The organism is Pelagicoccus albus (assembly GCF_014230145.1).
GTDB classification, from domain to species: domain Bacteria; phylum Verrucomicrobiota; class Verrucomicrobiia; order Opitutales; family Opitutaceae; genus Pelagicoccus; species Pelagicoccus albus.
Genome location: NZ_JACHVC010000006.1, coordinates 237435 through 263011, shown reverse-complemented (window position 1 = coordinate 263011; position 25577 = coordinate 237435). Strand labels below are relative to the sequence as shown.

Annotated in this window: 24 protein-coding genes; 12 read left to right on the top strand and 12 right to left on the bottom strand. The window is 52.4% G+C overall.

Annotated features, from left to right (window positions below; translation table 11 throughout):
* Window positions 1-34 precede the first annotated feature (34 nt).
* On the top strand, window positions 35-568 hold the full coding sequence (locus H5P27_RS04555) for a response regulator (RefSeq protein WP_185659194.1): 534 nt from the start codon (window positions 35-37) through the stop codon (window positions 566-568).
* Window positions 569-587: 19 nt separating this feature from the next.
* Here H5P27_RS04555 and H5P27_RS04550 read toward each other — a convergent pair whose 3' ends face one another.
* A complete protein-coding gene (locus tag H5P27_RS04550; RefSeq protein WP_185659193.1) occupies window positions 588-1877 on the bottom strand; it encodes an aminotransferase class V-fold PLP-dependent enzyme in 1290 nt (429 codons plus the stop codon).
* 332 nt (window positions 1878-2209) lie between these two features.
* Here H5P27_RS04550 and H5P27_RS04545 point away from each other — a divergent pair, with 332 nt between their 5' ends.
* The 6 genes from H5P27_RS04545 (at window position 2210) to H5P27_RS04520 (ending at window position 9665) form a co-directional block, all read left to right on the top strand.
* The gene (locus H5P27_RS04545) at window positions 2210-3616 is read left to right on the top strand and encodes a DEAD/DEAH box helicase (protein WP_185659192.1); all 1407 of its coding nucleotides are present in this window, start codon (window positions 2210-2212) and stop codon (window positions 3614-3616) included.
* A 209-nt stretch (window positions 3617-3825) separates the two neighbouring features.
* Window positions 3826-4449, top strand: a complete 624-nt coding sequence (locus H5P27_RS04540; protein ID WP_185659191.1) for a hypothetical protein — start codon at window positions 3826-3828, stop codon at window positions 4447-4449.
* Window positions 4450-4452: 3 nt separating this feature from the next.
* Window positions 4453-7227: a hybrid sensor histidine kinase/response regulator gene (locus H5P27_RS04535; RefSeq protein ID WP_185659190.1), complete on the top strand. Its 2775-nt coding sequence runs from the start codon at window positions 4453-4455 to the stop codon at window positions 7225-7227.
* Between the two features lie 48 nt (window positions 7228-7275).
* Window positions 7276-8031 carry a DUF5995 family protein gene (locus H5P27_RS04530; RefSeq protein ID WP_185659189.1) on the top strand — a complete coding sequence of 252 codons (756 nt, stop codon included), beginning with the start codon at window positions 7276-7278 and terminating at the stop codon, window positions 8029-8031.
* Between the two features lie 20 nt (window positions 8032-8051).
* Entirely contained in the window at window positions 8052-9269 is a 1218-nt protein-coding gene (locus H5P27_RS04525; RefSeq protein WP_185659188.1) for a glycosyltransferase, read from the top strand.
* A gap of 102 nt (window positions 9270-9371) precedes the next feature.
* Window positions 9372-9665 carry a putative quinol monooxygenase gene (locus tag H5P27_RS04520; protein ID WP_185659187.1) on the top strand — a complete coding sequence of 98 codons (294 nt, stop codon included), beginning with the start codon at window positions 9372-9374 and terminating at the stop codon, window positions 9663-9665.
* Here H5P27_RS04520 and H5P27_RS04515 read toward each other — a convergent pair.
* On the bottom strand, window positions 9662-12058 hold the full coding sequence (locus tag H5P27_RS04515) for a DEAD/DEAH box helicase (RefSeq protein ID WP_185659186.1): 2397 nt from the start codon (window positions 12056-12058) through the stop codon (window positions 9662-9664). The genes H5P27_RS04520 and H5P27_RS04515 overlap by 4 nt on opposite strands.
* Before the next feature lie 132 nt (window positions 12059-12190).
* On the opposite strand from H5P27_RS04515, the gene H5P27_RS04510 reads away from it, so the two are divergent.
* From H5P27_RS04510 to lgt, 3 genes are read left to right on the top strand one after another with little or no spacing between them, the layout of a single operon-like run.
* Complete coding sequence (locus H5P27_RS04510; RefSeq protein ID WP_185659185.1) at window positions 12191-12355, top strand: hypothetical protein; 165 nt, start codon at window positions 12191-12193, stop codon at window positions 12353-12355.
* Window positions 12352-13437, top strand: a complete 1086-nt coding sequence (locus H5P27_RS04505; protein WP_185659184.1) for a CNNM domain-containing protein — start codon at window positions 12352-12354, stop codon at window positions 13435-13437. Before H5P27_RS04510 ends, H5P27_RS04505 begins: the two co-directional genes overlap by 4 nt.
* 51 nt (window positions 13438-13488) lie before the next feature.
* Entirely contained in the window at window positions 13489-14295 is an 807-nt protein-coding gene (gene lgt / locus H5P27_RS04500) for a prolipoprotein diacylglyceryl transferase (protein WP_185659183.1), read from the top strand.
* A 33-nt stretch (window positions 14296-14328) separates the two neighbouring features.
* Here lgt and H5P27_RS04495 read toward each other — a convergent pair whose 3' ends face one another.
* Entirely contained in the window at window positions 14329-14829 is a 501-nt protein-coding gene (locus tag H5P27_RS04495) for a phosphatidylglycerophosphatase A family protein (protein ID WP_221774603.1), read from the bottom strand.
* Window positions 14830-14844: 15 nt separating this feature from the next.
* A complete protein-coding gene (pgsA, locus tag H5P27_RS04490) occupies window positions 14845-15432 on the bottom strand; it encodes a CDP-diacylglycerol--glycerol-3-phosphate 3-phosphatidyltransferase (RefSeq protein WP_185659181.1) in 588 nt (195 codons plus the stop codon).
* A gap of 197 nt (window positions 15433-15629) precedes the next feature.
* Between pgsA and coaD the strand changes: the two genes are divergently transcribed.
* Both coaD and H5P27_RS04480 read left to right on the top strand, forming a co-directional pair.
* Window positions 15630-16109, top strand: coding sequence for a pantetheine-phosphate adenylyltransferase (coaD, locus tag H5P27_RS04485; protein ID WP_185659180.1), 480 nt, complete (start codon window positions 15630-15632; stop codon window positions 16107-16109).
* 20 nt (window positions 16110-16129) lie between these two features.
* Complete coding sequence (locus H5P27_RS04480) at window positions 16130-17284, top strand: iron-containing alcohol dehydrogenase (RefSeq protein WP_185659179.1); 1155 nt, start codon at window positions 16130-16132, stop codon at window positions 17282-17284.
* Here H5P27_RS04480 and recF read toward each other — a convergent pair.
* The 8 genes from recF to H5P27_RS04440 form a co-directional block, all read right to left on the bottom strand.
* Entirely contained in the window at window positions 17281-18360 is a 1080-nt protein-coding gene (recF, locus tag H5P27_RS04475; RefSeq protein ID WP_185659178.1) for a DNA replication/repair protein RecF, read from the bottom strand. The two genes, H5P27_RS04480 and recF, sit on opposite strands and share 4 nt — an antisense overlap.
* Before the next feature lie 12 nt (window positions 18361-18372).
* Window positions 18373-19068, bottom strand: a complete 696-nt coding sequence (locus H5P27_RS04470; protein ID WP_185659177.1) for a 7-carboxy-7-deazaguanine synthase QueE — start codon at window positions 19066-19068, stop codon at window positions 18373-18375.
* Window positions 19069-19081: 13 nt separating this feature from the next.
* Window positions 19082-19531 carry a 6-pyruvoyl trahydropterin synthase family protein gene (locus H5P27_RS04465; protein ID WP_185659176.1) on the bottom strand — a complete coding sequence of 150 codons (450 nt, stop codon included), beginning with the start codon at window positions 19529-19531 and terminating at the stop codon, window positions 19082-19084.
* A 56-nt stretch (window positions 19532-19587) separates the two neighbouring features.
* Window positions 19588-20319, bottom strand: a complete 732-nt coding sequence (gene queC / locus H5P27_RS04460) for a 7-cyano-7-deazaguanine synthase QueC (RefSeq protein WP_185659175.1) — start codon at window positions 20317-20319, stop codon at window positions 19588-19590.
* Between the two features lie 65 nt (window positions 20320-20384).
* Entirely contained in the window at window positions 20385-21458 is a 1074-nt protein-coding gene (locus tag H5P27_RS04455; protein ID WP_185659174.1) for a Gfo/Idh/MocA family protein, read from the bottom strand.
* A 112-nt stretch (window positions 21459-21570) separates the two neighbouring features.
* Window positions 21571-22269 carry an L-ribulose-5-phosphate 4-epimerase AraD gene (gene araD / locus H5P27_RS04450; protein WP_185659173.1) on the bottom strand — a complete coding sequence of 233 codons (699 nt, stop codon included), beginning with the start codon at window positions 22267-22269 and terminating at the stop codon, window positions 21571-21573.
* A 6-nt stretch (window positions 22270-22275) separates the two neighbouring features.
* Window positions 22276-23781 (bottom strand): L-arabinose isomerase, encoded by a 1506-nt coding sequence (gene araA / locus H5P27_RS04445; RefSeq protein WP_185659172.1) that lies wholly within the window; start codon window positions 23779-23781, stop codon window positions 22276-22278.
* 50 nt (window positions 23782-23831) lie between these two features.
* The gene (locus tag H5P27_RS04440; RefSeq protein ID WP_185659171.1) at window positions 23832-25502 is read right to left on the bottom strand and encodes a ribulokinase; all 1671 of its coding nucleotides are present in this window, start codon (window positions 25500-25502) and stop codon (window positions 23832-23834) included.
* Window positions 25503-25577 lie beyond the last annotated feature (75 nt).

Below are 25577 nucleotides of genomic sequence, written 5' to 3'. Positions count from 1 at the left end.
ATAGATCCGATTGCGGAACTGCCTAATCCCTCCTATGAGCAACAGTAAGAACAAGCATCGAGTTATCGTAGTCGAAGACGATCGTACTTCCCGAGCCATTATCACCCGCATCCTCGAAAAGGCAGGATACGATGTGCTTGAGTTTGGGGAAGGTCGGGATGCTCTCCACTTTGCATCAATGAATGCTCCCAGAGCTATGATCATAGACGTGATGCTACCAGACATGCAGGGTACTGCGATTGCGGAAGAAATATCAGCCAAGCTGAACAGTCGCTTCACGAAGTGCATTTTTCTGACCGGCCTCCTAACCGGAAAATCTGACCAGAAAAAATACTTCTTCGATATCGAAGGAAAACGCTACCGAGCCCTCCCCAAACCTGTACGAAAATCGCGGCTTTTGAATCTGTTGGATGATGCCATCTCGGCTTCTATCGAGGACGAAAGAAACGCAGAGGCCGCCCAGGCCTCGCTTGAGGCGAGCAAAGAAGTGGAACGCCTCGCTAAAATCCAAAAGAAAAAAGTCGCTATCGAAGAAGAGGTGGAGACTGACCAAAGCCTCTCCCTTTAGGTCCAACGCTCCTCTAGGATCAAAGCGTTTTGGCTGCTTTATCCAAGGCCTCGATCAAAATATCCAAGTGACGAAGCGGAGTCGGCACGCCCGGCGTTATGCGCACACCTTTCACGATCGGATGATTAGGGATTGGCGCAGTGAGAATAGAATAGTTGTCGTACAAAAACTTTCCTAAATCTGCTGGATCCACTCCCTCTATGCCCACATTGGCGATAGCTCCATGACGCATTTTCTCTTTCGGCGTGTTTAGGAATACGCGCTCATGATCGCGAAAATGGCTGGTCCAATATGTATTTAGATAATTGAGACGTTCGAATTTTTCCGACGACCCAATTTCATCATGGTACTTGATCGCAGTTCTCAAACCTCTGTGGTGATTGTATGGACGAGTTCCAAGTCGTTCCAACTTCCGTATATCATCGTCTGCTCTAACAGTGTCCCCCATTAGTCCCCAAACTTGTGGAATCTTTTCCTTTTTGACATAGAGCATACCTAATCCAACCGGTGATCCGAGCCACTTGTGTAAACTGGTCCCAAGGTAGTCACATCCCAAATCGGGGATATCATAATCGATATGAGCAAAGGCGTGGGCCGAGTCCAAGAGAACCTCGACTCCGTGCTTGTGAGCCATGTCCGAAATCTTCTTAACTGGCAAAACGTGCCCGCTCAGATTTATCAAATGCGTTACGTGCAGCAGTTTCGTCTTTGGCGTAATCGCATTTTCAAAAACAGCCACGATCTCTTCATCCGATTCAGGATGCAATGGCACCGCGACCTGTTTGAGGACAATGCCAAAACGCTCTGCCTTCTGCTTCATCGCCTCAACCATACTTCCGTAATCTTGGTCTGAATACACGATCTCGTCGCCTTCCTTGAAGTCTAGACCTTGGACCACGATGTTCATGGACTCAGTCGTGTTACGAGTGATGCAAATTTCATCGGCAGTCACTCCTGCCAGCTTGGCGAGATCTTCGCGGGTCTGTTCAAGCTCTCCCCACATTTCCCGGCGCATAAAAAACGAGGCTCTAGAATTAATCTCTCTGCTACCGCGAATCTCCTCTTCCAAGACCGGAAGAGACGCGGGGCAGAAGTATCCATATTCCAAATTCACAAAATCGGATGCCGGAGCGTAGTCCCGACGCACCTCACGCCAGTACCCTTCATCGCGGGCAAGTTCTTCCGGGGATTTTCCGGCTTTGTCGAAAGAAGAAAGCCGTTCGAAACTAGCTGCCGAAACTGCCTTTTCTCCAATACCTAGAGCAATACCGCTTACCGCTGAAGCCTTCAAAAAATCTCGTCTGTGCATGCGGGGCTGAGAGCAGTTAATAGACCATCGAAACAGGCGGACACCCAATTGAATAGTAATACGTACAACACGTTGAATAATCAGGAGCGCCTCCAGTCCCGCAAAAGAGCAATATCGATCCAACTCCACTTTTTTCTAGGCGAATCGAACTCTTTGCGCTAACAGTCCGCCCCTTACGCGGCATCGGCCTTCTGATCGGCCTACGCCCCGCTCCGGTAGGAATCGACTTTTATCGCGGCGAAATTAAACACGCCATACTGGCCAAGGAAGTCGCTAGATCGGAGCTCGAACCAAATGGTTCGGGGCCGCGACTCGCCACTACCTAACAACAAATGCCATTCGCAACCCTCGGGCTTCGCCCCGAAATCGTTTCCGCTGTTGTAGCCAAAGGCTACACTGAACCATCTCCTATCCAGGCCAAAGCCATTCCCGCGATTCTCGAAGGTCGAGACGTGCTCGGAGGAGCCCAGACAGGTACGGGAAAAACCGCAGCATTCAGCTTGCCGCTCCTGCAGCGACTGACTCAGAACAACTTCAAGACCAAGCGTCCCAGAGCGCTGATACTCGCTCCAACTCGCGAACTCGCCGCCCAAGTTCACCAAAGCATCTTGGACTATGGCAAAGATCTCTCCTTGAGATCCGCCTGTTTCTTCGGAGGCGTTAACATAAATCCGCAGATAACTAAGCTGCGGCACGGAGTGGACATCATTGTAGCGACACCCGGTCGACTTCTCGACCTTTGCCAACGACACGAGGCAAATCTCGGCGCCATCGAAACGCTGGTATTGGACGAAGCGGACCGCATGCTAGATATGGGCTTCATCCACGACATCCGCAAAATCCTCAAAGTCCTGCCCGCCGAAAGACAAAATCTCTTCTTTTCCGCCACCTATGGCAAGGAGGTGAAGAGGCTGGCAGACACGATTCTGCGAAATCCTGTCGAAGTGGAGGTCACTCCTCGAAACTCGACCGCCGACCAAGTAGCCCAAGAAGCCTATTCTATCGGCCAAAAGAACAAACGTTCCGCCCTATCCGCACTGATAAAAGAGGGAGATTGGCAGCAAGTCCTCGTTTTCACTCGCACCAAGCACGGAGCAAACCGTTTGGCCAAACAGCTAAATTCGGACGGTATCGAAGCGGCCGCCATCCACGGTAACAAAAGCCAAGGAGCTCGCGAGCGTGCTCTCGAGGACTTCAAAACCAACTATATTAGAGTTTTAGTCGCCACAGATATTGCCGCGCGTGGCATCGACATCGCCGATCTTCCACATGTGGTTAATTTCGAGCTACCAAATGTCCCTGAGGACTACGTCCATCGCATTGGCCGAACTGGCCGAGCCGGACGAAAAGGGAAAGCCATTTCTCTCGTTTCATCCGACGAAGAAGCCTATCTCGTAGCCATCGAGAAGTTGCTGAAGCGGGAAATAAAAATGCTCGAGCTCAGCCCCAACGGAAAAATTGGCCGGGAAGCGAAACGAATCGCCAATCCGCAAAAGCCGAAAAAGACGCAGACTGCTCGTGGTCCAAAGCCGGGGAACGATCGCTCCAACAATCACAAAGCTGGATCCAAAAACCGCCCGAATCGCAGACGAGGTCCTCAAAAAACGAACAAGCCAAGCGGGTCCCAAGGTGGATCGGGGCCCTCCGCCCGCCCCGCCGCTGAATCCTCGCCTGCCAAGACTGCGAATCCTCCCCGGAACAGGAGAAATCGTAGACCTCCCAATCGGCCAAAATTCTAAGCTGCTACGGATCAACGCATAGCCAATCTAAGACACCCAGCGCGAGTCGCCCGGTGTCTTTTTTTGTCCGCTAGGATTCCTTCAACGTGTCCCGAACGGTAAGATTAGGGAACCTTACGAACTTCATTAGGAGGCTTAAGCCGGAGCCCAGTTCTCCGATTCAAAGATGCTGTGTGATCACGCTCGTCTGAGCACACGCCTGCACGCCAATGCCTAGCCGACTCAAATCAATTTTCCGCCCATTTAATCTATTCTTACTCCTTTGGGTGCTAAGTGTGGGAATCGGCTCCGTGTTCATGGTCAGGCATCAGTTCACTCCTGGAGAAAGCAATCCTGCACCGACCAAGATACCTTCGGACCTAGCAAGCTACTTTCAGGGGGAAGACTGTCCATTGACAGTGGTCATTTCAGTCCACCCAGATTGCCCCTGCACTTCAGCAAGCCTCGAGCAACTCGATAGGCTGCTCACCCATTTCCCGAATTCCTCCCGGGCTATCGCGTTCTTCTCTGTCGAGGAAGACGCTGCGGAAGACTCTAACTATCAGTCGAACGACTACTGGCAGCGAATCGATAAAATGCCAAACGCCATCTCCATCATGGATCGAGGTGGCAAGCTCGCTCACGAGTTTGGCGCATTCGTATCGGGATCAGTTGCTGGATACGATCAGTCCGGCACGCTGCGTTTTCAAGGAGGGATTACCGCTTCCAGAGGACATGCCGGCCCAAGTCTTGGCTTGGATGCTTTGGCTGAAATAGCGAGCGGCAAAAACCTGTCAGAAGTCAAAACCACAGCCACCTTCGGCTGTTCCCTGATGGAGGAAAGCGATTCTTAGGCTATGCCAATAAACGCTTTCAGCTCCTACATCGACCGTTCCGTCGGTTCCCCCTCACCGATGAGGGAGAACGTGATTTTCGACGAGCAGCTCCGAGCCATCTCCGAGCGCTCGGACCGAACATTCGGCAAGCTGATGATCCTTCAATGGATCGCCGGGATCATAGCCTCTTTCATTTTCACACCTCTAGAATGGGTTGGCAGTGAAAGTTCAGTTCACATCAATGTTTGGGCTGCTATATTTTTAGGAGGAGCAATTGCCAGCCTTCCGGTCTACCTCGCCTTCAATCGCCCAGGCCGGTATTCGACACGGCAAGTTATAGCTGTCTCGCAAGCCCTCTTTTCAGCGCTGCTCATACACCTAACCGGCGGTCGTATTGAGACGCATTTCCACGTTTTCGGATCGATTGCATTCCTGGCTTTCTACCGCGACTGGCGGGTAATCCTATCCTTCACAATCGTAACGGGAATCGACCATTTCATGCGCGGAGTTTGGTGGCCTAGCTCCGTATTCGGCCTACTGACTTCAAGTCCTTGGCGGTGGCTTGAACACGTTGGTTGGGTAGCATTCGAAGACTTTTTTGTGATCCGTTATTGCTTGGATAGCATTCGCGAAATGCGCCTGATTGCCAAACAGCAGGCTACCTTGGAGAACTCTAAGGAACTGACCGAGCAAATCGTTCAGCAACGGACCAAGGAACTCGATTTGAGTCGCCGGAAAATGGCGTCCATCGTCAATCATGTGGACGGCGTAATTTGGGAAGCGGATCTCAGAGACCACCGCTTCACATTCATGAGCGACCAGGCCCAGCGAATCCTGGGATACTCGCCTGAAACCTACTTAGAGAATCCAAGATTCGTAGTGTCGGTGATTCACCCCGAAGACGCTAAAAGGGTTTTTGAAGCCTACCGTAGAAATTGCAGCCAAGGAACGTGTTACGAAATTGAATACCGCATGATCCATGGCAAGGGACATACAATCTGGATCAATGATCGCATCTCAATCGAGATGAAAAACGGCGAAGCGGTTGCCGCGCAGGGAGTAATGATTGACGTGACGGAGAGCCGCAGACGAAAAGCTGAAATCATCGCGGCCAAAGAAAAGATCGAAGAGTCGAATGCCCTGTTAACCAAATCTCTGACTGAATCAAAGCGTCTGGAGCAGGAAGCCCAGGCGGCAAGCCGGGTAAAGAGCGAGTTCCTCGCCACCATGAGCCATGAGATTCGTACCCCGATGAACGGCATCATCGGATTCACGAATCTACTGGTTGAGTCCAACCTCGACGGCGAACAGAGAGAGTTCGTCCAAACCATAAAGAACTCCAGCAACGCGCTGCTGGCACTTATTAATGACATTTTGGACATTTCCAAGATCGAGGCGAATAAGCTCGAAATCGTGGACGTTGAATTCGACCTCTCCAGAGTGGTGGACGACGTGGCCGAAATTCTTTCTCCGGTAGGAGACCAAAAAGGGATCGAGCTAGCCGTTAGATGCGACCCCAACATCCCGAGCAAATTCCTCGGAGATATCGTACGCGTTCGGCAAGTTCTCATGAACCTCGCAAACAACGCGGTTAAATTCACAGAACAAGGACACGTTCTCATCCAAGTTTCAAAATGCCCTCGAGACGAAGAGCTCATTTGCATTTCGATTACGGATACAGGCATTGGCATTTCTGAACGCCAGCAGACCGCTCTCTTCGATAGTTTCACTCAAGCGGATTCGTCCACTACTCGCAAATACGGTGGCACCGGACTTGGTCTCACTATTTCCAAAAAACTTGTCGAGCTCATGGGAGGGAAAATCGGTGTCGAGAGCAGATTGGGCGAAGGAAGCAAATTCTTCTTTTCACTCCCTTTGAAGCCCGCCCAACAAGACTTGCCCCTTATTGTATCCACAAAATCCATATACGGGAAAAAGGCGATTGTAGCGGTCGAAAGCGAATTTGGGAGAAGACTAATCGTCGAGCAACTGGAGGACTGGAATATCCGAGTAGACGCATTGATAGCGTTCGATCATCTGGCCGATCGGCTTGCATCAGCAACCAGAGCAAGCGGTCCATTCGATTTCGCCATCGTAGACAACAGTCACTCCGCTACGAATCTGAAATCCATCTCAGCAGATTTAAGAGCCCATCCAGAGATTCGCGATCTTCCACTGATTGCTCTCGGGAAGAATTCCGATCGAAACCGGCTATCGAAACTGCTCGGAAAGGGTATTCACTCTATCCTACTGAAACCGCTTATCCGTCCGACGCTCCTCGCTTCTGCGATTAAAAAAGCCTTGGATCAAACGATTGGCGAGTCTCCGTCTGTCCAGCAACAAGTCGAGGGCCTTACTCCACAAAAAAGCAGCGGACGCAAAAAATCCGACTTCGAACCGAAATTCAAAGTCTTGCTGGCTGAGGACAACCCTACCAATCAAAAGCTCGCTACTCGCCTTCTCAAAAGGCTCCAGTGCGATGTAGAACTGGCCTCGAATGGCCTTGAAGCAATAAAACGTTTTCAGCGAGGGCAATACGATTTGATCTTCATGGATTGCCAGATGCCCGAATTGAGCGGTTTGGACGCCACTAAACAGATTCGCATCCTAGAGCAGAGGAAAGGCGATGGATCCCATATCCCGATAATCGCAGTCACAGCGGGAGCGATGGAAGGAGATCGGGTCGCTTGCATAAACGCTGGCATGGACGACTTCCTAACAAAACCGATCAAAACCAACGAGCTTTCCGCAGCCCTCGAAAAGTGGGTTACCCAATCGTCCAAGCGCGAAAACTGAGAGCAGCGGAGTTGATTATCGAGTCATAGTAAGCCACCTTGGCCTAACATGATTCAAACCTTAGAGCAGGTCATCGACCGTCTGGACGCGATCGTCCAAGAGTCCGTAGCAAAATCCAGCCCCTTGGGATATTTCGCCGCACTCTATAAGCGAGTCACGATCGAGGTACGCGACGCGATCGAACGAGGCGAGTTTGAAGATCCTCTGCGTATGGAGAAGTTGGATATCCTGTTCGCAAATCGCTACATTGACGCATACGAGGCCCGACAAGAAGGCAAAGCTCACAGCGATTCCTGGGCCTTCGCGTTTGAGGAGGCATCCGATCGTAAATTGACCACCTTACAGCATCTAATGCTCGGTATGAACGCCCACATCAGTTTGGACCTCGGCATTGCCGCCGCCCAAGCAGGTCACTCAGACCCTCTTTCGCTGAAAAAGGACTTTTGCCACATAAACACGATTTTGGAGAGTTTGATAGACGACACCCAAAAACGACTGACTCGCATGTTTCGTCTTTTCGGACTCGCAGATCGCCTGCTCGGCCCGATTGACGAAACGCTGAGTATATTCAGCATCGGATACGCTAGAGACAAGGCTTGGACACAAACGCTTGAGCTATGTCTGCTCGACGATTTGAAGCAAGTCGAACACATCAAAGCCCGAGATAAAGCGGTAGCGAATTTCGCCCGTCACATTTCGCATCCCCCTAGCCGACTGGCTCGTATCATACTCTTCTTCGTTCGAGTGTTTGGGAAAGGTAGCATTAAAGATCGTATCCTAATATTGGATAAGACATCTCAGTAATTTCACGTTTACATCACTCAATGAAAGTTCTCCTAATCGGAAAGATCTGGCCAGAGCCAAAGTCGTCGGCCGCCGGCTCGCGAACATTGGACATCTTGAGGGCTCTTCGTGCTGTACACTGGGAGGTTCATTTCGCATGCGCAGCACAAAAGAGCGAATTTAGTGACGACTTGGGAAGTCGATTTGAGATTTCCACCCACTCCATAGAGCTCAACCATTCCAGCTTCGACCAATGGGTCAGTGGTTTGCAACCGGATATCGTCCTATTTGACCGCTACATGACAGAGGAACAATTCGGCTGGAGGGTGGCACAGGCTTTACCAGACTGTCTCCAAGTGATCGATACAAGTGATCTTCACTGCCTACGTCATGCACGAGAGCAGGCACTAAAGTCAGATTCCCCTCTAAATCTCCACAACGAGATTTCCCTTCGTGAAATAGCAGCCATTTATCGAGCGGACCTAAGCCTCATGATCGCCGAAAAGGAGATGCAAATCCTAAGCGAAACCTTTAACGTCCCCAATACCCTGATAGCCTACTGGCCCTTCGCGTTACCCGAGCCGAAAAATGGCGTTCCTCCTTTCGAAGAACGAAATAACTTCGTAATGATCGGTAGCTTTTTGCACGAACCGAACTGGGACGCAGTCCAATACTGTCGAAAGGAAATTTGGCCTCTCATACGCAAGGAGCTGCCTGATGCTAAACTCGATGTCTACGGCTCCTACCCTCCTCCCAAAGCTCGCCAGCTTGACAACGACAAAATCGGATTTCGCGTTCTGGGACGAGCTGATGATGCCCAAACCACTCTGGCTCGCTACCGGGTAAATCTGGCCCCCCTGCGCTTCGGAGCAGGTCTAAAAGGAAAGCTAGCAGACTCCTTCTTGTCCGGTACACCGAGCGTAGCTAGCCCTATCGCGGTTGAATCGATGCCGGGCAATTTCGACTGGGGAAGTTCTGTATCTACCAAAACGGAGGAATTCGCTAAAACAGCGATTCGCATACACGAGGACAAAAACGCATGGGAGCATGCTCAAGCTTGTGGATACGCAATCGCACGTAACAGGTTTTCCGAGAAAGAATGGATGCCGAAACTTCCGTCCCTTTTAAGCGAGGCATTCGAAGAACGCGACTCCCGCCGTTCGCATAATTTTGTGGGCCAAATGTTGAGGCACCATCAGCACCGTAGCACTGAATTCATGAGTCGCTGGATAGAAGCGAAAAACAGTTCGCAACCCTAGCGTAACTTGGTGGTCGTATCTTTCGCAAAAAGACTGGAACAGCTTGCATGCGAGCGTATATTTAAACCGTTTCGCAACAGTATCGATTCCCCAAAAACAAGTATGAAGCCCCCTCTTACTATCGCTGCCCACGTGGAAGCTAAATCTGATAAAGCCGGAATCGTTAAGAGCGAGCTCCGTAAGCTCCTCCCAATCTCAAAAAAAGAGAAGGGCTGCCTTACTTTCGAGATTAACCAGGACAATGATCGCCCCGAGCACTTCTTCATCTACGAAATCTGGGAAAATCGAGCCGCGTGGAAAAGTCACTTAGAGGCTCAGCACGTGTCCGATTACATTACAGCGGTCGAGGGGTGTCTTGCCGACGTATCCTTTCGGGAGATGAGCCTCGTTTCCTAATCGAGGAAAGCCTCTAGCTCGGATAATTCAAATTTTGTGCTTTTGGCCCCTTCGCCAAACACCGCGGCCGCTAGCTCGGCTTTCTCGTCCTGAATACGCCTGATTTTCTCCTCCACCGTATCCTTGGCGAGAATACGGTAGGCGATGACTTGGTCTTTTTGTCCTATTCGATGAGCTCGGTCTATAGCCTGTGCTTCAACCGCTGGGTTCCACCAAGGATCCAGTAGGACCACGTAGGAAGCTGCAGTCAGCGTAAGGCCCGATCCCGCAGCTTTGAGCGAGAGAAGAAATATGCTCTCATTCCCCCCGTTCTGGAAGCGGTCCACCAACTTGGCTCTATCCCTCGTTTGCCCCGTGAGCTTCAAGTAAGAGATGCCACGGCTACCAAATTCCAATTCGGCTAGATCTAACATTTTGGTGAATTGACTGAAAACCAGAACCTTGTGTCCCTCCGCCACCAAGGGTTCGACGAGATCCAACAAAGCCTGCAGTTTTGCGGATTCTGTTTTCTCCGCACCTCGATCGGCCCTCAACAACCTCGGGTCGCAGCAAGTCTGCCTTAGCCGCAGCAGGGCTTGAAGTACATTGAGCGAACCGCCCCGTCCCCCCTTTTTCGCTGAATTGAGAAGCGACCGAGCTTCCGCAAGCTGAGCTTCGTAGAGAGCTCGCTGCTCCCCTTCCAAATCGCAATAAATGTCCTTTTCGATTCTCTCCGGCAAATCCTTCGCCACCTCCGTCTTTAATCGACGAAGGAAAAAGGGCTTCATTCTATTTCTTAAGGCAAGAAGGTTGTCATCCGCCCGTTGGGAAGAGTAATTGGCCCTGAAGGTCGGCAAGGGTCCGAAAAGCCTCGGCATCGCAAAACGCATCAAGCTCCACAAATCGGTCAAACTGTTTTCGACAGGCGTACCTGTCATAGCCAGACGGTGTTTTCCTTTGAGCTTATAGGCTACCTTGCTGGTCTGCGAGCTGGGTGACTTTATGTATTGGGCTTCGTCCAAAATCACCGCATCCCAATCCTCGGATAGAAAGGCTTCGGATTTGATGCGAAGCTGGGCGTAGTTGGCCACCACAATGTGGGAGGTAGGATCGATGCCGACCTTCCCGTCGAAACGGCGAGCGACTAAACCAGTGTTGAACTTATTTGGCTCTTGTACCCAGTTATCCGTTACAGATTTCGGACAAATCACCAATGCCCGAAAACCTTTTCCTTTCAGATGGGACAAATGCAGCAGCCAAGCGAGAGCCTGTACTGTTTTTCCCAATCCCATATCATCCGCCAATATCCCGCCAAACTGCCACTCGCTCATCCTACAAAGAAACTGGAAGCCCGCGATCTGGTAGGGTCGTAGAACGGAAGAGAGAGGAGCAGGTGGCGATGGCAGGGATTGGGCTTTGATGCGGCGACCTTTATCCTGAAACACCTGCCACTCCTTTTGGCCAAGCATTTCCTCGGACAATAGGTCCTCAATCTGACTGAGGTGTATCCGCTGCGAATTACCGCGCTCCGGGTCCAAGCCTAGAGCGTCCAGAGCACGCCGGTTTTCACTCGCTAGTTCACCATCCAGCCGGTACCACCCCTTACCCTCTAGACGAACGAGAGCCCCGTCCGCGCTTCGAAGTTGATCTATCTCGGAGGCTTGTAGGGCCATTCCTTCCACCTCCCAAACAGCTCTCGCTTGAAACCAGTCTCGATCTGGCGATTCCTCCAACTCAAACCTAACTCGCAGCTTTAAGGGTGGGCGATCCCAGTCCCGTCTTTCAGTCGGTTTCTCGAAAGCCCTGGTTTTTGAGGTAGTTTCACCAAACTTTGAATACGCGTCGGCGACTGCAATTCCTTTGTGTCGCAAATATTGGAACAGGACTTCACTAAACGCTCCGGAAGAGGAAGGATTCTCTCTTTGCAACACTCGTTTGAGATCGCGAAAAGGCTCTCTCGAAACGGGACCTAAGTCCGTTCGATTCGCCACGATATTAAGCAAATCCCTCGGATAAAGCAGATTGCCAGAGCGCTTCGCCAAGCCCCAAATGCGATCGATCTCCTTGGTTTCTGGACTTCGAACATCTGCAGTGCTCGAAGCCCTATTGGTTTGACCGCCAAAAGAGCCAACCACCTGTAGCCTCGCCTGCCGAGCCAGGGCATAGCTATGGCAGCAGTTAAAAACCTCCGGACAACTGCAAGAACCACTGAATCCACCTTCGTCGTTCAAAGCCAACTTGACTCGAAATCGCCCTTCGCGTCGCTCTTCCACCCAACCGGAAATCAATGACTTACCCAAGGAGTCCACACGAACCGCGCCCGACTCGAACAACTCCGTCCCTTTGGAGGCCGCCGCAGAGTCGACCTGACCCACAAAACGGGCGAAACGCTGATCGAAAAGAAAAGGATCCATCCGACAAAACCAGTCTGCTCACCGGCGCTTTTGCAATCCTTGGACCTAGAAAAAGAGCTTCTCTAGAGGGAATTTTGGCTCCCAATATGCTCCTTGATTTTTTTGAGCAGCGATTCCATCTTGCTAAAATCAATGACGAAATCCCAACACTCCGAAAGTTGCCCCGGTTTGGCCTGCTTCCAAATGGAAGGAGAGCCGGAAGAGGAACCTGACTCGCGAAGTCCCAAAGCGGACTATGACCTGCCTCTGAACCGACCCATCCGGTCATCCCAATTTGGAGTTACGCTGAAGAGATGATCATCCAATTCGTCCTAGCGGTCTCGTTTACCATCGGAGTTTCATTCGTGTGCTCGATGCTCGAAGCTCTGATTTTAAGCACCACCATCGCGGATATTGAATCTCTCAAAAAGCGATTGCCCAAAAAAGGCGAATTGCTGGAACGTCACAAGACAGACCTGTCGGATACCATTTCGGCGATCCTGACTTTGAATACGATCGCCAACACAGCAGGATCAACGATCGTGGGGGCTCTCGCCGCTCAAATCTGGAGCAGTGCCGTGCTTGGCTGGGTCACCGGCTTGTTGACGCTGAGCATTCTCATTTTTTCGGAAATCATTCCGAAAAACCTGGGCGTAACCTACCGCGTTCAGCTTCAGCCATGGGTCGTAAGTCCGCTCCGCTGGATGAAGCTCGCGCTTTGGCCCGCCACTTCTCTCACCAATTTCTCGGTTCGCTTCGTGGTCCGCGAGGAGCAAAACAGCGAGGACTCTTCCTCCAACGAAGAGGAGATCATCCTCTTGGCAGAGAAAGGGGCCAAGGATGGCACCCTGACCAGTAGCGAGTCCAACATGGTCACCAACGCCCTAAAGCTGGACGATGAAATGGTGAGTACCATCATGACTCCTCGCGTGGTGGTGACCGCTTTGGATAATGAGCTTACCATTGGCGACGTTTTTAGGACCTTTCCCAATATTCCATTCGCTCGCATGCCCGTGTACAATGAGGACATCGACCAAATCGTCGGAGTGGTCAGAAGACGGGACCTACTGAAGTACGTGGCAGAGGACCAAGATCGAGTTCGCCTCAATGAGATTAAAGACGAGGTCCACTTCATCCCCGAAACAGTTACGGTGGCCGCAGCGTTGCAGACTATTCTCAAAACTCACCAGCAACTTCTCGTGGTGGTCGATGAGTTTGGATCCATGGCAGGTGTCGTGACGATGGAGGACATCATGGAGTATATCCTCGGACGCGAAATTTTCGAGAAAGACGATGTGGCCATCGACATGCGGGAGTTCGCCCGCTCCGAGGCTAAAGGCAAAAAAGAAGGCGCAGAGCCTGAAGAACCCAAGCAGGCAGAAAAGCCAGATTCCGCCTAAACGCAGATTTCTATTCGCCTTTTCGGTATCCAGTTATTGGAACCCTTAGACATGCCATTCTCCCAAATCTGGACGCACGATCTCGACCCCTTCATTTTGAGGTTCACCGAGACATTTGGAATCCGTTGGTACGGCCTCGCCTACGTAGCCGGATTTATGGTGGGGGCCTGGCTCTTGCACATTTACTACAAGAAAGGGCTCTCCCCGCTGGATACCAACCAGCAGAGCGATCTCTTTCTCGCCATCATCGGTGGAGTCATCGTCGGGGGCCGACTTGGCTACTTCATTTTCTATAGTCCAGATACCTTGCTCGAAGATCCCCTCGCCTTTTTCCAATTCAGCCAAGGCGGCATGGCGAGTCACGGAGGCTTCATCGGAGTCATCCTAGCAGGATGGCTCATGGCCCGACGCTTCAAGGTTTCGTTTTTCAGGATCGGTGACCTACTCGCGACCTTGGCTCCTCCCGGGCTTTTGTTCGGTCGATTGGCCAATTTCCAAAACGGTGAGCTTTGGGGCAAGCCGACGGATGGAAGCTGGGGTGTTATCTTTCCGGGGGCTGGCAATGTTCCTAGGCATCCATCTCAGCTCTACGAGGCAGGCCTAGAGGGTTTGTTGATGCTCGTTTATACTCAGATTCGGATTTGGACCTCTCCCGTCCTCAAGAACTACCCTGGCCAGATAGGAGGCGAATTCCTGCTAGTCTATTCCATCGTACGGGTTATCGGAGAGCAATTCAGAGAGCCCGATTTCGGTATAGATCCGATCATGGGCCTCAACCGGGGAGCGATTTTATCACTCGCCATGGCACTAGCGGGTATCGCCATCATTCTCTATGCGCGCCGGAAGAAAACCGTCTAGTTCGCAGCCAGAGCTTTCGGGAATTGGCAGATCCTAGCCGAGCCAGAATCGGACTCCGAAATTCATAATAACCGCTACCATCAGAGCGGCCGCCACATCGTCGATCACCACGCCAAATCCTCCATGGTAACGCTGTAGCTTCTTGATGCCTAGTGGCTTCAGAATATCGAAAAAGCGAAATAGCAAAAATCCCGCGAGCAGGATCCAGAAGAATTTCGGATGCGACCCATAGGCGCTCAATCCAAGGAAGCACATCGGCATAGCAACAAACTCGTCGAGAATTACCTCTCCGGGATCGACCTTTTTGAGCCGTTTCTCCGCCTCGCCGCAAATCCCGATCGCAAAATAGGTCGCTGCCGCCAAGACAATCGCCGCCGTGAAGTCGCTTAGGTGGGAAATGAAGACCGCGTAAAATACGATCCCCATGGCCGAGCCCCAAGTTCCGGGAGCCTTGAGATCTCCCATACTACCCAAAGTAGCCAATTTGACTACCACCTTGTCGGGCCAAAAACGGGCCCATTTCGGATTTCTCATCATCTGAAAACGCGACTACTTGTCGTTGCTAAATACCAATTCTCCATACTTACGGAAGTACTTCGCCCCCGAATACAGAGTCATCGCCACACAGAGCCAGAAAAAGCCCCGTCCGATCCACTCCACCCAGCATCCGATTTCTTCCGAGTACGGCATTCCGGCTCGGGCTAGGTCCACGTGGAAAACGACCGCTAGCAAAAATCCCCCCACAGCAATGATCTGGGTAACCGTCTTTTGCTTCCCGGCGCTTTCCGCAGCCATGACCACGCCTTTGGTCGCCGCGACGAGACGCAGGCCGGTGATCATGAACTCGCGACCCAGAATCAGCAATACGAGGAAAATCTGTACCATACCTTGCTCAACGAGAGCGACCATAAGGCCAAGCATCAGGATCTTGTCGGTCAATGCGTCCATCAAGATGCCAAAATTCGAGACCATTTTGAGTTTTCTAGCCGCATAGCCGTCCGCCCAATCGGTGATCCCCGCTATGACAAAAAGCACGAAAGCGGCGCTGGCAGCCCCTGAAAACGACTCACGCATTAGCCACACGATGATGAACATCAGCGGGATTCGCGACAGGGTCAGTATGTTGGGAAGGTTCATCGGGCGCACTCAAGAAGGTTAGACAGTCAAAGTAAAGCTAAGCCTCCCAAATGTCACAGACTTTCAAGCGAAGATTCGAATCGCTTATCCACCGTATCCCAATGGCTCATTTACGCCATATTCCATCCTTACCATCCACCTATTCCGGCATTGCCAAAACCGCGAGCAGACCGCAACCTCCTCATTTTTACTGGCTTATGAGAATTTGCATCTATCCAGGCACCTTTGATCCCATCACAATTGGGCACTTAGACATCATGCAGCGGGCATGCCGCATGTTTGATAAAGTCATCGTAGCAGTCGCGGACAACGTGGGCAAAGGCCCATTCTTCACTCCGCAGGAGCGACTTGCCCTCGTGGAGGAAAATTTGAAGGATCTGCCCAATGCCTCGGCGACCACTTTCAACGGACTTCTAGTGGACTTCGCCAAAGAGCAAGGGGCCATTGCCGTCATCCGTGGTCTGCGAGCGGTATCGGACTTCGAGTACGAATTCCAGATGGCCCTCATGAACCGCCACCTAACTCCGCAGATCGAGACCGTTCTGCTGATGACTAAAGAAGGCTTCAACTACACCAGCTCCAGCATCGTCAAACAGGTGGCCAAGTTCGGAGGCGACGTATCACACTTCGTCCCGCCCAACGTGAACGAAGCCCTCAAGATCAAGTTCAAGAAATAGCCCCAAACGCTCGGCCGCCCATGTCATTCGCATTCGCCACCGCCAACGAAATCCATTTCGGAGAGGGCATGGTCAAAACCATACCAAGTCTATTGGATGAAAGCCATTCCCCGCTTTTTGTCCTGACCGGTAGCGACTCGAAACGATACTCCCAGACGATCGGACTTCTCACACAAAACGGCTTCGAAGTCTTCATCCATCCCGTACAGGGAGAGCCAACAGTCCAGTCTGTCAGCCTAGCCTGTGAGGCGGCTCGCGACGCAGGCGCAAACGCAGTCATCGCCATCGGAGGTGGCAGCGCACTCGACACCGGGAAAGCAGTCGCCGCTCTGGCAACCAATCCTGGTAAACTGATCGACTATCTGGAAGGCGTCGGAAAAGGCAAAACGCTTAGCAACGACTCTCTCCCTTTCATGGCCATACCCACCACGGCGGGAACCGGATCAGAAGTTACCCGCAATAGCGTAATCGGAGTGCCACAGGCCGGAGTTAAGGTAAGCCTTCGCAGCAAAACCATGTTGCCAAAATGGGCGGTGGTCGATCCGGAGCTTACCTACAGGCTGCCGCAACATGTAACCGCCTATACCGGCATGGATGCTTTAATCCAGTGCCTTGAAGCGTATCTTTCTCGAGACGCAAATCCACTAACCGATGGCATCGCTCGCGAGGGACTCCGGCTTGCCGCTCGCTCCATACGAAAAGCATGCGGAGGAGAGCTGGATACGGAAGCGAAGTCCGACTTATGCGCTGCGAGCCTTTGTAGCGGCATCGCCCTCGCCAATGCCAAACTTGGTTCCGTGCACGGATTTGCCGGACCCTTGGGAGGCATGATTGACGCTCCGCACGGAGCGATCTGCGCCAGTCTCCTCGTCCCTTGTCTATCAGCCAATTTACGAGCGTTCAAGGACCGAGCTCCCGAGCATCCTAGTCGCGCGAAGCTGGACGATGCCGCGACGGTCCTAACCGGAAATCCACAGGCCAAAGCCTCCTACGCCGTCGCCTGGCTGGAATCGCTCTGCAAAGATCTTCCGCTCAAATCGCTCGGCGAACTCGGACTTGAAAAAGAAAAGATCGAAGAAGCGGCCCGCAAATCTGCCCAATCGAGCAGCATGAAAGGCAACCCGATCGAACTCTCGAAATTCGAGTTGATCGAAATTCTGGAAGCCGCCCTTTAGGCTTTTAATTCGAAACGGCCGTTCTCCACGCCGTATACCATCCAGTCTTTTCCGCTGGCTGCATCGGGGAGTTCCGTTCCCGTCGCTATCAGTTGGATACGCTCGTCCAAAGCATTCCAGAATCGTTCCCGTCTCAAGGGATCAAGCTCTCCTAGCACATCGTCGATCAGGAGTGCCGGGCAAACGCCAAAACGTTCTCGCCAGTAAGCGATAGTCGCGAATGCAAGCGAGAGAGCAATGCTACGCTGCTGCCCGTCAGAGGCAAAATCAGAAGCAACTCTGCCATTCAGGCTGAGTTCAAAATCGTCCCGATGCGGACCCTTTCCGGTGCTGTGTAGAATCTCGTCTCGTTTTCGATTCTTATCCAAGAGCGTCCAATAGGCCTCCTCGCTCTCCGGATCTGCATTTGGCTTGTAGCTCACGCCGATTTGCTCTTCGGATCCTGACAAAGTCCCATAGAAACGACTGGCCAACTCGCCAAGCTCACCGATCACCTGCTTGCGTTTCCCTATCACCTCGAGTGCGGGAGAGATCATTTGAGCTTCGAAAGGACGCATCAAACTCGCAGCCGCTCCTTTCTTCAGCAGTGCATTTCGTTCCTGCACGCATTTTTGATAGCGTTGCAGAGCGACGTAGTACTGGCGATCGATACCGCACAAAAATGTATCGATAAACCGGCGACGTCCTCCCGGCGACCCTCTTACGATACTCAAATCCTCCGATGATAAAGTAACCGCCGGGAAACGGCCCACGAAATCAGAAGCTCGCCGCACCGACTCGCCATCGAGAGAGACTTCCTTCCCCTTTTTCTTGATCAGAACTCGAGCCTGCGTCTCGTCAAACTCTTCGTGGTCGATCTCATAAAGAATCTCCGCTTGCGGCGATTCGGGTCCGAGTAGCGTATCGTTTTCCCGTGCTCGAAACGCACGCAGCGAGGTCACATAACCAATGGCTTCGAGCAAGTTAGTTTTACCTTGTCCATTTCGGCCCAAAAGAAAGACCCGGTCCGCGTCAACATTTAAGCGAGCAAGCTTTATGTTCCGATAATTGGATACAGCTATCGTCTTAAACCTCATCGCCTCTTATCACTAATACCCTTTGGAGACATCTCCTCCAAGGGGAGCTGACTTACGCGAATTAGGATCTAAGAGATCCGCCTGATAGAGTTTATGCATTTGATAGCCTGCTCGATATGGATCTCCGTATTCCTTTATCCAACGCGTGATCGACTCAAGCACCTCTGGGTTCTTGTGCTGAGTCCATTCCGGGTGCAGCCACACGGGCTTTGTCTTGGAGAAATGCTTACCAATCTTGTCCTGCCACCTGTGGATGGATTCTGCGTCCTCAACGATAATCTTAAATTCCGACGCTTTTTGCAGGTTTTCCGTGAGTGGCTCCTTTTGCCACTTGGGACTCAGGGTAATCCAATCGAAATCGCCTTTGATGGGAAAAGCTCCGCTTGTTTCCAAGTGACGCGTAAGCCCCGCTGCGCCCAATGCATCAGTCAAAGGTTTCAGGTCGTGAATGGCGGGCTCACCTCCCGTTACCACCACGAAAGCCGCTCCGCTGGCAGCAGCAGCATCCGCAAGTTCCTGCGGACTAAACCGTTCCACGTTTTTGGGAATGTAGTCCTGATGCCAGGTTCCAGCAGAGTCGCACCATGGACAATGGACGGGGCATCCGAACAGCCGAATAAAGTAGGCGGAACGCCCAAGGTGCATCCCCTCTCCTTGCCACGAATAAAACCGTTCGTGGACTGGCAATCGCTTAACCCCACCTTCCATATCCGTGTATCAACTACGCCCTCGAAGGCTGATAGGTCGCGCTATTGCGGCTATCCTCAACGACTTCTACCGAGATCAGAAACGCCCTGCCTTTCGACTGTTCCTTCACTTGGGGCTCCATCACCTCGAAGACGTGCCTTGCGATACCCTCACTCGAGCAAAGATCTACGATGTATGGCTGATAAACCTTGCAGCCGCTCTGTTCGTTAATGGCAAGGATGTCCTGCAGAAGCGGATCGTCGTGATTGAAGACGCAGGCGTGGTCCAGGTTTTCTTCTATCCAAGCCTTGATGTATTTCAGCTTGCCGAAATCGACCACAAAACCGCATTCATCCAATTCGTCGCAACCAAAGGTAAACGTGAAACTCCAATTGTGCCCGTGAATTTGAGCGCAATGCCCGTCGTGGCGATGCTGGCGGTGAGCGAACGGGATGTCCGCATAGGTCTTTTTACAGGTGAACATTGATTTCTAAATTTGAATCCTAGCAGGAAACAGGGGTTCAGTCCTAGCGAAGAAAACTAGATTTTCCAACCTGTCTTGACGAGCTCCTCAACCGAGGGAGCCGATGCCTCGTACGGGGTAAGATCTTCGACTCCGGCCAAGTAAAAAGCTTCCCGGCGCTCAACGCAGGTTCCGCAGCGACCGCAGTGGTCTGCCCCGCCCTTGTAGCAAGACCAGGTACGCTCCAATTGGGCTCCGAGGCGATAGCCTGCACCGGCGATGTCGGCCTTCGACCACTTTACAAAGGGTCGATACAAGCTTACCTCGCTCCAGTCGCAGAGTCGGATGGCTTTATCCAAAGCGTTGGCAAATTCCTCGCGGCAATCCGGATAAATCGCGTGATCCCCTCCATGCGCCGCATAGGCAACCGATTCAGCCTCCAGCGAAACAGCCCAAGAGGTCGCGATTGCGAGCAGGATCATGTTTCGGTTTGGCACCACGGTGGACTTCATTTGATCCTCTTCGTAGTGCCCCTCCGGCACGTCCTCGTCCGAATTCGTCAAACTGCTCTTGCCAAAGATCCCTTGTAGCCCACTCAAGTCCGCCACGCGGTGCTCGATGCCGAGCTCCCGGCAGTAGGCTGCGGCCACGTCGAGCTCCTTGCTGTGCTTTTGGCCGTAATTGACGCTCAAAGCCCCCTTTATCTCTACGCCAAGCTCACGCATGTGGTAGAGCATGACCGTCGAATCCATTCCTCCGGAATAGACCGCAACCGCTGATTTCGGAGCTTTTTCGTCCAAGTTGTCCATAACCGCCCCAGTAATCGGAGCGGAAATGCCAAGTCAATTACCTTCAAAACGAGTCGGACGAAGAATCATCCTTCGTCGGCCATCTTTTGGGCCAACATCGATAGCTCCGCTGCCTTGAACGCATGCTCGGTCGACATGGCAATCTCAGTCCGATTCAGGCAATCGAGTAGGAATTGTCCAAAAAATGGGAAGCCCACTTTCCCAGCGCACTCGATTCGCTCCTCACCTTTTTCGTCCACGACGTAAACCACGTCTGACTGGCCATGGACGATGTCCCGATACTTGCGGGCTTCGATGTAGCCCTTTTCTCCCAAGATGAAAGTCCTACCATCGCCCCAAGTCTTCGAGCCGGTCGGATTGAACCAATCCAGACGGCAGTAGCACGAAGCCCCATTGTCCAAAATCGCCGAAGCCTCCCCAAAGTCCTCGAATTCGGGATAATCAGGGTTGGCAAAATTTTCGACTCGAGCGAAGCCGAGCTTCGCATCCTTTGCATTCGCGCAGTAAAGAAACTGTTCGAACTGGTGGGAGCCAATATCAGTCAAAATGCCCCCGACCCGCTCTTTCTGAAAAAACCAGTCCGGTCTCGTTTCGGGAGCTAGATTGTGCGGCGCCAGATTGAGAACCTGTAACACTCGGCCAATTCGTCCGCTCCGTGCCAGCTCGCATGCATAGTAGCCTGCTTCGCTTAAGAGCCGCTCCGAATAACAAACCGCGTATTTGCGACCCGTTTCCGCAACCTTGCCCCGAGCGAGAGCGAGCTGCTTGAGAGTCGTAAAAGGCGCCTTGTCCGTAAGGTAATCCTTACCCGCATCCATTACCTGCAGACCGATGCCGCACCGTTGATCAGGAATCGCAGCCGCAGTTACCAATCGGATTTCCGGATCGGAAAGAATCTCTTCCAGCGAGTGAGCCACTTTGGCCTGCGGGTATTTTCGAAGCACTGAGTCGATCCGGCCATCCTGCGTGTCGAACACATACTTCAAGGTAGCCCCTGCTTGAGCCAAGGCATCGATCTGGGCGTAAATGTGACCATGATCAAAGAACGCGGCCGCAAACTGGAATTCTCCGGGAGCTACAACCGGCTCCATTTGCTTTCCTTCTGGAGCGTAGTTCATTCCGTCACGTGGGTTGGACATGAACCTGAGAAAAGCCCCTGCCCTTTTCGAAGCCAACTACAAAGCAAAGACTAAAGTGGCACTCAATAAGGGGACAAAAAAACGCCCGCTACAGTGAGCGGGCGTTTGAGAATTATTTCTGGCCGTAGTAAGCGCCGGGACCGTGCTTTCGGTCGTAGTGCTTTTTCAGCAGATGAGCCGGGGCTCCTTTGGCTTCCGGATTTAGAGCCAAGGTTTTGGCCGCCATGTCCGCCACAATCTCAAGAGCAAACGCGGTTTCCACTGCCTTGGCTCCGTTCTTGCCCCAAACGAAAGGTCCGTGGTTACGCACCAGAGCTGCGGTGACCTCCAAAGGATTAACCTCGGAGAAAAGCTCTACGATTACGTTTCCAGTTTCCCATTCGTAAGCGCCGGTAACTTCCTCTTCGGTCATAGCACGCGTAACGGGCACGGTGCCACGGAAGTAGTCGCAGTGGGTCGTACCCAAACAAGGGATACCTTTTTCCGCTTGGGCGAAGCCAACGGCGTTGCGCGAGTGCGTGTGCACCACACTGGTGATTCCCTTGTCGCCGAGTTCGATGAAGAGGCGGCGATGAGTTGGCTCGTCAGAAGAAGGACGCAGATCGCCCTCCACGATTTTGCCATCCAAGTCGACAATAACGATTTGCTTGGCGTTCAGCTCGTCGTAGGGAACACCACTCGGCTTGATCGCGAACACTTTTTTCTCCGGATCGTAAATGCTTACGTTTCCGAAGGTGATATCGATCAATCCGAGAGACTGTAGCTCCTTATTGGCAACTACACACTCTTCTCTGATTTCCTTGTAATTCATTTTTAATTACAGTCCGCGGATTCCGTAAGCGGCATCGTTCCAGCGAATCTCGTTCTTGAACTCGCGAAGCTTAGTGTCTTCGTCGATGAGCAAGTACTCGATGCCGGCCATTGACGCGAACATTTCCATGTCCTTGGCATTAACAGTGTAGCTGAAGCCAGTGTGGTGAGCTCCCCCGGCGTAGATCCAAGCAGCAGCTCCGTCAGCGAGGTTTGGCTTTACGTCCCAAAGTACGCTGGCAACTGGCAGCTTCGGAAGCTCTTGCTCAGGCGGCATTGCTTCTACCTTGTTCACGAGGAGGCGGAATCGGTTGCCCATATCCACAACAGAAGCGTTTATCGCAGGGCCGGACTTACCGGTGAAAACGAGGCGAACAGGATCTTCCTTACCGCCAATTCCGAGCGGATGGATTTCACAAGTTGGCTTGGCTACCGCGATCGATGGACAGATTTCCAACATGTGAGCGCCAAGGCAACGGCTTCCTGCTGGGTTGAAGTGGTAGGTGTAGTCTTCCATGAAGGAAGTACCTTCGTCGATGCCGCTAGCCATGATCTTCATGGTGCGAACGAGAGCGGAAGTCTTCCAGTCCCCTTCACCGCCGAAGCCGTAACCGTCCGCCATCAAACGCTGGGTTGGCAGACCTGGCAACTGCGCCATGCCGTGCAAATCTTCGAAAGTATCGGTGAACGCGCCAAATCCTCCTTCTTCGAGGAATGTGCGAAGTCCGAGCTCGATGCGGGCAGCATCGTAGAGAGACGAACGCATGGCTCCACCAGCGAGCAATTTGGAAGAAAGCTCGTAGTCGTAAGCGTATTGGGCACAGAGTGTATCCACTTCCGCATCACTGATTCCTTTGATCACTTCGACCAAGTCACCGATACCGTGCGTGTTAACCGAGTAGCCGAATACGGATTCCGCTTCCACTTTGTCCCCATCGGTTACAGCCACTTGGCGCATGTTGTCGCCGAAGCGAACAACCTTGAGCTCTTGGCTTGCGGCCCAAGCTCCAGCAACACGGGTCCAGCGAGCGAACTGAGCGCGAACTTCTTCATTTTCCCAGTGGCCAACGATCACAGTGCGCTCCTTCTTCAGACGAGCGCAGATGTGACCGAACTCGCGTCCACCGTGGGCAGACTGGTGCAAGTTCATGTAGTCCATGTCGATCGTTTCCCAAGGGAGATCGCGAGCGAATTGCGTGTGTAGGTGGCAAATTGGCTTGGTCAACGCACGTAGGCCGCGTATCCACATCTTGGATGGCGAGAAGGTATGCATCCAAAGAGTAACACCCACACAAGCGGGTGTGCTGCTCGCTTCGCGGCAAACGGCTTCGATTTCGTCCGGAGTCGTAACGAGTGCCTTGAAGACAACTTTAACCGGTACGTTTGGATCGGAGTCGAGAGAGTCGGCCACGACCTTAGAGTCCGCAGCGACTTGCTTTAGGGTTTCAGGACCGTAGAGGTGCTGACTGCCGACGATTAGCCAAACTTGCTTGGTATCAAATGCTGATTTCATGTGTATTTTTTCGGGTATAGTTATAAATCGAGAAAAGGAAGCGGCAGGGATTACTTGCCTTCCTTGATGTCTAGCAGGTCTTTCATGACGTTGGATAGATCCACCGCTTCAACACCGCCAAAGTTGTCGTGTACCTGCTTATACAACGCGAAGAGTCGGTTGTACTTAGCGTGACGCTCGGGGTCAGGAAGGTAACGATCTGGCTTTAGACCGGACATTGCCTTCTGGGCGCTTTCGAAATCCGCGTGTCCGCCCTTTTCTGCTCCTGCTACCACTGCGGCACCAATCGCCGCTCCCAATGCACAGGCCTGGGATGAAGCGGTGACGAGCATTTCACGACCGGTGATATCAGCGTAGATCTGCATGAGCATCGCGTTCTTTTCAGCAATACCGCCGGCGCAGACGATACGGTTGACTGGAATGCCGTATTCGCTGATACGCTCAAGAATCATGCGAGCTCCGAAAGCGGTCGCTTCGATTAGGGCGCGGTAGATTTCTGCTTGGCTGGTGTGAAGCGTCTGCCCGAGAATTAGCCCGGTGAGACGTTGGTCAACTAGTACAGTGCGGTTGCCGTTGTTCCAATCGAGAGCGAGCAGGCCGCTTTGACCGATTTCCAACTTAGCAGCTTCCTTCGTAAGCTCCACGTGGGTCGAATCTTCCCCTTGGCAAACGCCTTCTACCCACCACTTGAACAAGTCGCCCACTGCGGACTGACCGGCTTCGACGCCGAAGTAACCTGGGAGGATGGAACCACGAACAATACCGCAGATACCAGGAACGTCTGGTACGTCGCCGCTCGCTTTCACTACCGCACAGTCGCAAGTGGAAGTGCCGATGACCTTGACCAAAGTGCCTTCTTCTACGCCACAACCGATCGCACCGTAGTGAACGTCGAATTCGCCCATAGCGAGTGGAATACCTTCCGGCAAACCAAGACGACCTGCCCATTCCGCGGACAAGGTTCCCGCAGCGACGGAGGCGTCATGAGCTTTTTCATACAGGCGATCGCGTAGGTCAGCCAATTTGGGTTCCAGCATGGAGAGGAACTCCTTGTCAGGAAGACCGCCCCACTCGTCCGCGTAAAAAGCCTTGTGGCCCGCGGCGCACACGCCACGCATAATTTCTTTAGGATCGGTAACACCTGCCAATTGGGAGGGAATCCAGTCTGCGATTTCGACCCAAGAGTAAGCAGCCTCGAAAACGTCTGGGGAGGACTTCAAGCAACGCCAGATCTTGCTCCACCACCACTCAGACGAGTAGGTGTTTCCGCATTTGGCGAGGTATTGAGGACGCTCCTTGGCAGCGATCTTAGTAATAGTCGCCGCTTCTTCATAGCTGGTGTGATCCTTCCAGAGCCAGCATTGAGCGGCTAGGTTATCCTGCCATTTTGGATACTCGGCTAGAGCCTGGTTCTTTTCATCCACAGGAAGCGGGCTGGATCCAGTGGTATCCACTCCGATTCCGATAACAGCGGCGGTGTCAAAATCTGGGCATTCCGCCTTGGCGATCGCGATCGCTTCCACGGTCGCCTTTTCTAAAGAAGCTAAATAATCCTTGGGGCTTTGGCGCGCCACGTGGTGGTCGCTAGAGTCGAGCAAGATGCCCTGTTTGCCAGAGGGGTAATTAACAACTGCTGAGGAAACTTCTCCCGAACCGTCTGTTCTCACGATCAGACTGCGTACAGAGTTAGTTCCGAAATCGAGGCCTATAGAAAACTTCATGGATTATCTATTACCGGTCTGATTTTAGTTGCAAAAGAGAACGACTGCTTAACCGTTAAGACTTTGAAAAATAGT